Source organism: Protofrankia sp. Cj3 (assembly GCF_917627355.1).
Classification (GTDB): domain Bacteria; phylum Actinomycetota; class Actinomycetes; order Frankiales; family Frankiaceae; genus Protofrankia.
Window position 1 is genome coordinate 1 of sequence record NZ_CAKJTR010000028.1, and the last position, 8,288, is coordinate 8,288.

Here is an 8,288-nt window from a genome sequence, read left to right on the forward strand (position 1 = left end):
AGCCACAGCGGCCGGCCGCCGGCCCGCGCTCGCGCCCGCTCGGCGAGTGTGAACAGCACGTCCAGCCCCCGGCCGTCGTACCGGCCGAAGACGCCGGCGTCGTGCAGCAGCAGCGGCGCGGGCTGCCCGCCCGGCCCGGTCCGGCCGGCGGGGGCGTCGACCATTTCGGTGAGTAGCGGCGCGGCGCGTTCCCAGGCGAGCCGCACGTACTCGGCGAGGTTCGCGGCGGCCCGGCTGCCGGGCTCGGCGGTGTCGGCGCGCAGGATCGTCGCCCACGTCGGCTTGGGCCGAGGGTCGACCTCGGCGTGCAGCGCGTCGAGGAACACGGCGGCGACATCGACCAGTTCGGCGGCGAACCGGTGCGGCTTCGCCAGCTCGGCGCGCGCCGTCAGGTAGTGGCTGCGCCGGACCGTGAGCGCCCGGAACCCGCCGGTCTCGCCGGCCGCGGCCAGGCGCTGCTCGGCGGTCGCGGCGGCGACCCGGTCGGGGCCGTCGTCGGTCAGCGCCGAGCGGCCGGTCCAGCCACCCAGGTCGGTGGGCTGGCGGACGACCGGTGTCGGCCGGGAGCCGAGGCCCATCGAGGAGAACAGGCCGTGCGGCGGCGCGTAGCCGCCGCGGGCGTGGTCCCAGTCGAGGGTGAACCCGGCGTCACGCAGCGGGTCGTCGAGCCGCGGATGCGGCGGCAGCTCGGTGTCCAGCCCCGGGAACCGGGCCAGCACCCGCTCGTGGATCGTGTCGACAAGCAGTAGAGGCCGTTCGGCGCGCTCGTCGGACCCGGCGGTCTGTACCGGGATGCCGCCAGGGCGGGCCGAGAGGACGCCGGCCTGGGAGAGCCGCAGCGCCCGGACGAGATCCAGGGCGCGCGGGTAGATCTCCAGGCGGGCGTTGGTCGCGGCGGCGCGGGACGCGGCAGCGGCCAGCCGGACGAGGCGCGGCGCGTCGAGCGCCGGCATCCCGTCCGGGCTGTCCGCGGCGAGCTCGCGCAGCACGGTCGCCGGGCTGGGGAGTTCCTCGGCCCTCGCCAGCCGGTCGGCGACCTTGCCGAGCGCCACCGCGTAGTCGAACAGCGCCGGCGCGGATGGGGTGGCCGGGCCGTCGGCCTCGGTCACCTCCAAGGCGACCAGCATCCGCTCGTAGTACTTCCGCCGGGCGATCCGCGGCTCGGAGTCCAGGTCGACGGTCTCCAGCGCGGCCCGGACGACCGCAGCCGCCCGCGCCCGCGGCGCGCTCGTCCCCGGGGCGCTGCCCCGGCGGGCGAGCACCGCGGTGACCAGCTCGTCGAAACCCATCACCCGGCCGGCGTCGGCGAGGATCTCGACCAGCTCGTCGTGCACCGAACGGACGGCGGCGTCGGCGTGCCAGGCCTTGCGCCGCGCGATCAGCACCTGGGCGATCCGGCCCGGCGTCACCCCGACCCGCCCAGCGACCAGTTGCTGTCCCGGCCAGAGCGGCAGGTCCGGCAGCGTGCCGGCGGCGTCTGGCAGGCCGAGCAGCAGGCGGGTCGCGTCGGCTTCGGTGATGGCCCGCGTAGAACGGGGCAGTAGCCGGTCGGCCACCGCCTCGACCGGCATCCGGGCGTAATCCGTCGCCGTCGCCGTCGCCGTCGTGGGCTGGGCCGTCGGTGGCGCGTCCGCCGGCGGGCTCTGCGGAGCCGGAGTGAGCGCGCGGCGCCACTGCCGGATCCGGGTCTGTAGTTCCTGGCGGGTCTTACCGGCCAGGCCGGGCAGGCTGATGATGTCCTTCGAGCCGAGGTCGAGCAGGTCGCCGACGGTCGTCGCGTCGAGCCGGTGCGCCGCCGAGACCGCGCGCGGTGACAGGCCGGCCTGCTCGAGCGGCGTGTCCTCGGCCGCCTGGGCCGCGGCCTGGTCCGGGGTCAGCGGCTGCTTGCCGGCGGCCGGGTGGACGCTCGGCACCGGCGGCGTCGAGTCGGCGGCGCGGAAGACGGCGAGCCAGGCGTCGCGCATGTCCTTCAGCGAGCCGAACCGCTTTCCCGCGTCCCGGTCGAGCGCGCGCAGGAAGAAAGAAGAGAGACCGGCTCGGATCGCCGGGTCGAACGCCTCGGTCGCCACCGTCGGCGGGCCCTCGGTGAACCGCGCCTCGGTGGAGCCGTCGCCCCACAGGGGCAGCTCGCCGGAGGCCATCTCGTGCAGCGTGACCGCCAGGGCGTACCGCTCGGCCTGGTCGTCGTAGGTGGTGCGGGTGCCGGCGCCGAGGAACGGGTCCAGGTAGCGGGGAGTGCCGGCGGCCGTGTCGCGCACGGAGTGGTTGGCCAGCGAGAAGTCGATAAGCACCAGCTGCCAGGTCCGGTTGGGCCGGCGGCGCAGGACGATGTTGTCGGGCTTGAGGTCGCGGTGCGCGACGCCCTCGCCGTCGAGGTAGTCGACGGCGACGAACAGGTCGCCTGCGAAGATCTCCAGTTCGTCGACCGAGAGCCGGCCCTCGCGCAGCTTGCGGGCCATGGTCTGCTCGCCCGCGTGGTCGAGGACGAGCACGGTGCGCCCGCCGATGACGAGGGTGTCCTGCCGGGCCAGCCGGATCACCCGCGAGTCGCCGAGGCGGCCCAGCACGTCTGCCTCGTGCTGGAGCCGCGCGGCCCGCTCGTCGGAGAGCGCGACCTTCAGGACCTCGTCGCGGTTCGTCTTCTCGTTGTGCGCGAGGAACGCGCGGCTCGTCGAGCCGGTACCCAGCCGGCTCCTGATCCGCCACTCCCCGCCGACGAGGTCACCGCGCTCGGCCTCCAACGGGTCCAGTTCCGGTGCGGGCTCCTCGGGCAGGTCGACCGTCGGGGTGGTCGCGCTCTCCGGTGCCGCGACGGGCGGCGCCGTGAACTCCCCGACGACGAGCTCCAGCCAGTCGAGGAACTCGCCGACGGTGGCGAAGCGCTCCTCCGGCTTCGCTCGGGTGGCCAGCGCGACCAGGTCGTTCGCCGTCTCGGACAGCGAGTCGACGACCGCGGACGGGTGCAGCCCGCCGGCCTCGGCGAGCCGCGCCTTCAGCATGTTGCGGGTCAGCGCGGGGGCCTCACCGGTCAGGATCAGGTAGGCGAGCGCGCCCAGGCCGAAGACGTCGATGCCGACCGGGTCCGGGTACGGGGCGTCGACCTCGGGGGCGAGGTAGCTCTCCGCGGCCCGTTCCAGCTGCGGCAGGTACCGGTGCGCGGGCTCGATGGCGAGCGCGACCGAGGTCTTCGTCATCGAGCCGGTCAGCTGCCCCGTCGACGCGTCGATGTCGCGGGCCGCTGCCTGCCAGTCGCTGATGACCAGCCGGGGGGAGAGCCAGCGCCGCTCGCTCTCCGCCTGGTCGTCGCCGCGGCGGGTGGACGGCATGACGAGGACGCTGCGGGCCGCGAGCGCCCGGTGGTAGAGGTGGCGGCCGTGCGCGTAGTCGAGCGTCTCGGCAACCTCGCGGATCATGCGCAGCCGGGTGCTGGCGTCGAGCCGGTCGCCGTACCGGGCGAGGTAGTGGTCGAGGCGCATCTCGTCGGGGTGGTGGCGGAAGATCAGCGCCGGGCCGGCCTCATGCTGCTCCAGGCCGTCGACCTGGACGATGCCCTGGTGATCGATCCCGTTGAGGACGAGGAACTCACGCTTGGCTGCCGCCTCCCGGGTGCGGCGCTCGGCCTCGCCCGCTCCCGTCTCCACCAGGTAGATCCGCACGCGGCGGCGCGCGGAGGCCATCTGGGTGTGCCGGGCGTGGTAGTCCTGCCACGTCGGGCCGGACTCGAAGGCCGGGAACTCCAGCTCCCACGCGCCGACACGCCGGTGGCGCCCGCTGCGCGCGATCCCGGCGGCCGGGAGCAGCGTCGCGAGCCGCCTGGACGTCTCCGGGCTGATCCGGTGGCGTTCGTCGCGCAGCGGCGCGTCCAGCAGGCCCGACCAGATCGGCGGGAGCGCGCCCGCGGTGCCCGCCCGCACCGGGGCGTCGCCGGTGACGGGCTCCGGACCGAAGATCCCGTGCAGCTGGAAGTCCGGCAGCTCGACCTTCACCATCCTGTTCGAGAGGAAGACCGCCGGCTGGAAGAACGGCATCCGCGGCTTGCCGAGTCCCTGCGCGCGGGCCGCGGTCTCCAGGAGGTGCTTGAGCTCCTTGGACTTCTGGTTCGCGAGGATCAGCGGGTTGTCGAAGATCAGGTCGCCGCCGGACGGCCGGTGCTGGACCCAGTTCGACCCGGAGGCCGTCAGCCGGCCCGCCCAGCTCTTGATCTCGATGAGGTACACCCCGCCGCGGGCGACAACGAGCAGGTCGACCTCGCGCAGGTGCCCGGTCGACGCGACGAAGGTGAAGTTCGACCAGGCCCGGTACGGCTCCGCGTCCGGCAGCAGCCGTTGAACATGTTCCAGCGCCTCCCGCTCATGCGGGAACTGCGACGCCGTGACCGTCGTCCAACGCCTGTCCTGCACCCCGTCTCCCCACTGCTCTCGCCGCCAAGTTCAGCCAAGTTCAGACGATGACCCCCATTGCCCCAGGTGTCGATTCTCTTCAGATCATCCAGGACCGGGTACTTCTCGCTCGGTTGTTTCGAGATCCCCGTCAGCTCCTCCTTGCTCCTCTTGAGCACCTCGCCGGTGAATCGCGCCCAGGTGCGATTCCGGCCGTCGTCGACCGCGTAGGCCCATTCCCAGCCAGCCAGCCAGCCGTCTCCGTCGAGCCCAGAGCGAGGCTGGGCGGGAACATCCCCGCTGTCACCTGATGGTCACCAGCCGCTGGAGTATCTCCACGCTCCGCGCTGTCGATCGAACTGTATCGACTCGATCACGTGGTACTGCGGTGGGCCTCTGCTGCCTGTCCGGGTACAATCCGGCGCCGTGCCTGTGTCTCGTAAGCGGAAGAAGAAGTCGCGCTCCGGCCGGCGTTCTTCGGGCCGGCCCGAGGTAGCGGCCCCCAGCAGAACAGCGCCGGCCAACCCGTTGCGGGAGCTGTTCGAGCACCGTCGCCAGCTCGACGAGCACCGCACCGCGCTGGCCGCGGACTCCGCCGGACCAATGGTCGATGCGTTGATCACGGCCGCTCCTGGCTGCTCCGACGACGAGCTCGAAGATGGCTTCTGCGCCCGCTTCGGCGCGGCGATGACCCAGTACGAGGGCGGTGAGCTGGAGGACATGGTCAGCCCGGACGACTTCGTCCGAGCCGTGCTGTCCGCGCTCGACGAGCGGCTGCGCGAGCCGGAGGATTCCGGCAGTGACGTCGCGGCGGCGCAAAGGCTGCTGGCCGTCGTCGCCGGTGTGCTGCCGGAGCCGCTGAGTGCCTCCGCGTGGGATCTGGTCGCCGAGCACCTGGACGACGCCGCGGCACAGCGGGCCACCCGCGGGCGTGCCGTGACCGGCCCAGCCCAGTGGGCGCGGAACAGCTATGGCACCCGCTGGGCCGTGGTTGCTCCCTTCACCTGCGCGGAGGGCTCGCGGCGGTGGTACCTGTGGGACGTGGACACCTGCGGATACGAGATCGTCACCGTGCACAGCGGCTTCTACCCTTCCGCCGAGACCGCACTGGCCGAATGGCAGCAGGCTGTCGGCCCCTCCGCAGCCGAGGCCGCCCTGGCCCCGGCGGACGACACCGAGACGCTCGACGCGCTTGTGCCCGGTGAGGTGGAAAGCATCCGGTTTGGCGGAGAAGACCAGGCTCAGTACGCCGAGTTCTTGCGCAGCCGCCGGCTCGGCCGCACCGTCCGGCAAGCGGCCGGCCGGGCCCGCGGGCGCACGCTCCCACGGCTGAGCGTGGAGACCGCGGCCGAACGGTTCGCCCGTCAGCTGCGGCGGATCGGCCACCAGGACAGGCCGGCCGGCGACGAATCCGACCAGGGTCCCGCCGGTGCCGGTGACCTCGCCGCGGAGATGGCCGAGTCCTGGTCCCCGCGCGGGCACCCCAGCCTGTACCCGTACTGCTCGCCGCACAAGGTCGACGCGGCGGTATCGCACCTGCGCGACTTCTACCAGGACGACTTCGCCACCCAGCTGATCGCGGTACTGCCCGAGTGGATCCGCTTCCTCGCCGAACACACCGGCATGGCAGCCGACCTGACCGACCGCTGCCTCGCCTACGCCTCGGGCGAATCCCGGTTCCCTGGCCCGCGCGACGAACACGGACAGTCCAGCATCATGGCCCGCGTAGCTGAATGACCGCACGCGCAGTACCACAACCCGGTGATGCCGCGCCGGCCCTTGCCGAACCGGAACGGCCGTACCGGCATCACAGTCTCGAACCGCGTCCCCGCCCATGCCCCGGAGCCTCATCGTGAAGGCCCGGCTCCGAGATCCGTCGGCGCCGCGGCAGCAGTCACCGGCTCTGCCCGGCGTGTCCTTCTCCAGGGTCCTCGGTCTGTCGGCAGGTCCACCTTATGATCACCAAAGCTGCGCATTTCCCGGACCTGATCCAGCCCGCGCCTGAAGACCGCCCGGTTCAGCGCGCTCTGGCCGGGGATTATCACCACAGCTGGGAACATTCAGCAGGGCCGCTCCGGCGGCTTGTGGACGGTCGCTGACCGGCTCCGGACCGGCGTCGTGTCCCGGTAGCGGTCGCGGAACGCCTCGGAGGCGGCAGGACCGGCGGTAAACACGAAGTCCTCGCCGTCAACCCGGCGGCCGGTCGTGCGGTCGACCATGATCGGGTCGGTCTCCTCGCCCGTCTGCGCGTCAACCAGGACCATGCTGCGCTGCTCGGCGTCGAGCCGCGAGTTTCCCCACGCGGCCAGCGCGACGAGCACCGGACGCAGCGAACGCCCCAGGTCGGTGAGGACATATTCGTAGCGGGCCGGGCTGGTCTGGTAGGGCCGCCGCTCCAGCAGCCCGTCAGCGACCAGGGTTTTCAGCCGGGCGGTCAGCATGCTCGTGGAGATCCCGAGGTTGGCCTGGAACTGGTCGAAGCGGGTGTAGCCGTCAAAGGCGTCGTGCAGCAGCAGCACCGTCCACCACTCGCCGACGATCCCCGCGGCCCGTGACAGCGGGCATTCCCGGTCTTCCAGCCTGATCCGTGCGGGCACGCGCGCGACACCCCTTCCATTACTGCTAAGTTAGAAGTCACTGGCTTCTAAAACAGAAGTCTACCGGTCGCGGTCGCCACCGGCACCAGCCTCGGTCGGCGACCGTGTTGAGAGGAGCGAGACGACGTGACGATCAGCGACGGTCTGGGTGGCCGCAAGGCACTGGTCACCGGCGGCACCAAGGGCACCGGAGCCGCCATCGCGACCAGGCTGCGAGAGGCCGGCGCCACCGTCCTGGCGACCGCCCGGTCGATGCCCGAGGGCTACGACTGCCCGGGGCTGTTCGTCGCGGCCGATCTGAGCACACCCGGCGGCGCCGTGGCTGTGATCGAACGGGTCCGGGACCTGTGGGGCCGGCTGGACATCCTGGTGCATACCCTCGGCGGCTCCCAGGCCCCGTCCGGCGGGTATACCGCGGTGAGTGAGATCGACTGGGCGTTCGAGCTGAACCTGAACCTGCTCGCCGCGGTGCGCCTGGATCGCGGCCTGCTACCCGCCATGACCGCCCAGGGCGCGGGTGTCGTGGTCCATGTGACCTCGATCCAGGCACGGATGCCCCTGTTCGACGCCACTCTGGCCTACGCCGCGGCCAAGGCGGCATTGACCACCTACAGCAAGGGCCTGGCCAACGAGCTGGGCCCACGAGGGGTACGGGTCAACACGGTCGCTCCAGGCTGGATCGACACCGAGGCATCCCAAGCCCTCGTCGCCCGCATCGCAGCGGGGCAGCGGATCAGCGAAGCCGCAGCCCGCCAGCAGATCCTCGACGGGCTCGGTGGCATCCCGATCGGCCGGCCCGCGCGGCCGGTCGAGGTCGCCGAACTGGTCGCCTTCCTCGTCTGCGATCGTGCCGCGTCGATCAACGGTGCCGAGTTCGTCATCGACGGCGGCACCGTCCCCACCACCTGACCCGGCCGCGCGAACGACAGACGAGGCAGGAGCAACGATGCCCACCATCGACATACCCGGGCCGATCCGCCGCTACTTCGAGCTTGCCGCCCACCCTGACCAGGCCGCCTACGTCGATCAGTTCGCCGCCGACGCTCTGGTCGAAGACGAGGGCAGGAACTATCAGGGGATCGACGCAATCCGTTCCTGGCGCGGTGAGGTCCCCCTCGTGACCTACACGATCAAGAGTATGCGGCGCAACGGCCAGGACGCACGGGTCGAGATTGCCGGCGATTTCCCCGGCAGTCCCGTCGAGCTGGCCTTCCACTTCGAGTTCGACCCAGCCGGGAAGCTCCAGCTCCTCACCATCCGTCCCTGACCGGCAGCCGCTTAGAGCGCCCGGCAATAGGGGTGTGGATCGAGG

Annotated in this window: 5 protein-coding genes; 3 read left to right on the plus strand and 2 right to left on the minus strand. The window is 72.1% G+C overall.

The window, feature by feature from the left end; translation table 11 throughout:
• On the minus strand, positions 1-4,400 hold a 4,400-nt coding region (gene pglW, locus MJ783_RS06005), incomplete at its 3' end, for a BREX system serine/threonine kinase PglW (RefSeq protein ID WP_239308968.1).
• A 405-nt stretch (positions 4,401-4,805) separates the two neighbouring features.
• Between pglW and MJ783_RS06010 the strand changes: the two genes are divergently transcribed.
• A complete protein-coding gene (locus MJ783_RS06010) occupies positions 4,806-6,116 on the plus strand; it encodes a hypothetical protein (protein WP_239308970.1) in 1,311 nt (436 codons plus the stop codon).
• A gap of 323 nt (positions 6,117-6,439) precedes the next feature.
• Here the strand turns inward: MJ783_RS06010 and MJ783_RS06015 are convergent, their stop codons facing one another.
• A complete protein-coding gene (locus MJ783_RS06015) occupies positions 6,440-6,976 on the minus strand; it encodes a helix-turn-helix domain-containing protein (protein WP_239308972.1) in 537 nt (178 codons plus the stop codon).
• Between the two features lie 126 nt (positions 6,977-7,102).
• Between MJ783_RS06015 and MJ783_RS06020 the strand changes: the two genes are divergently transcribed.
• Positions 7,103-7,885 (plus strand): SDR family oxidoreductase, encoded by a 783-nt coding sequence (locus tag MJ783_RS06020; RefSeq protein WP_239308974.1) that lies wholly within the window; start codon positions 7,103-7,105, stop codon positions 7,883-7,885.
• A 37-nt stretch (positions 7,886-7,922) separates the two neighbouring features.
• A complete protein-coding gene (locus MJ783_RS06025) occupies positions 7,923-8,243 on the plus strand; it encodes a nuclear transport factor 2 family protein (RefSeq protein ID WP_239308976.1) in 321 nt (106 codons plus the stop codon).
• Positions 8,244-8,288 lie beyond the last annotated feature (45 nt).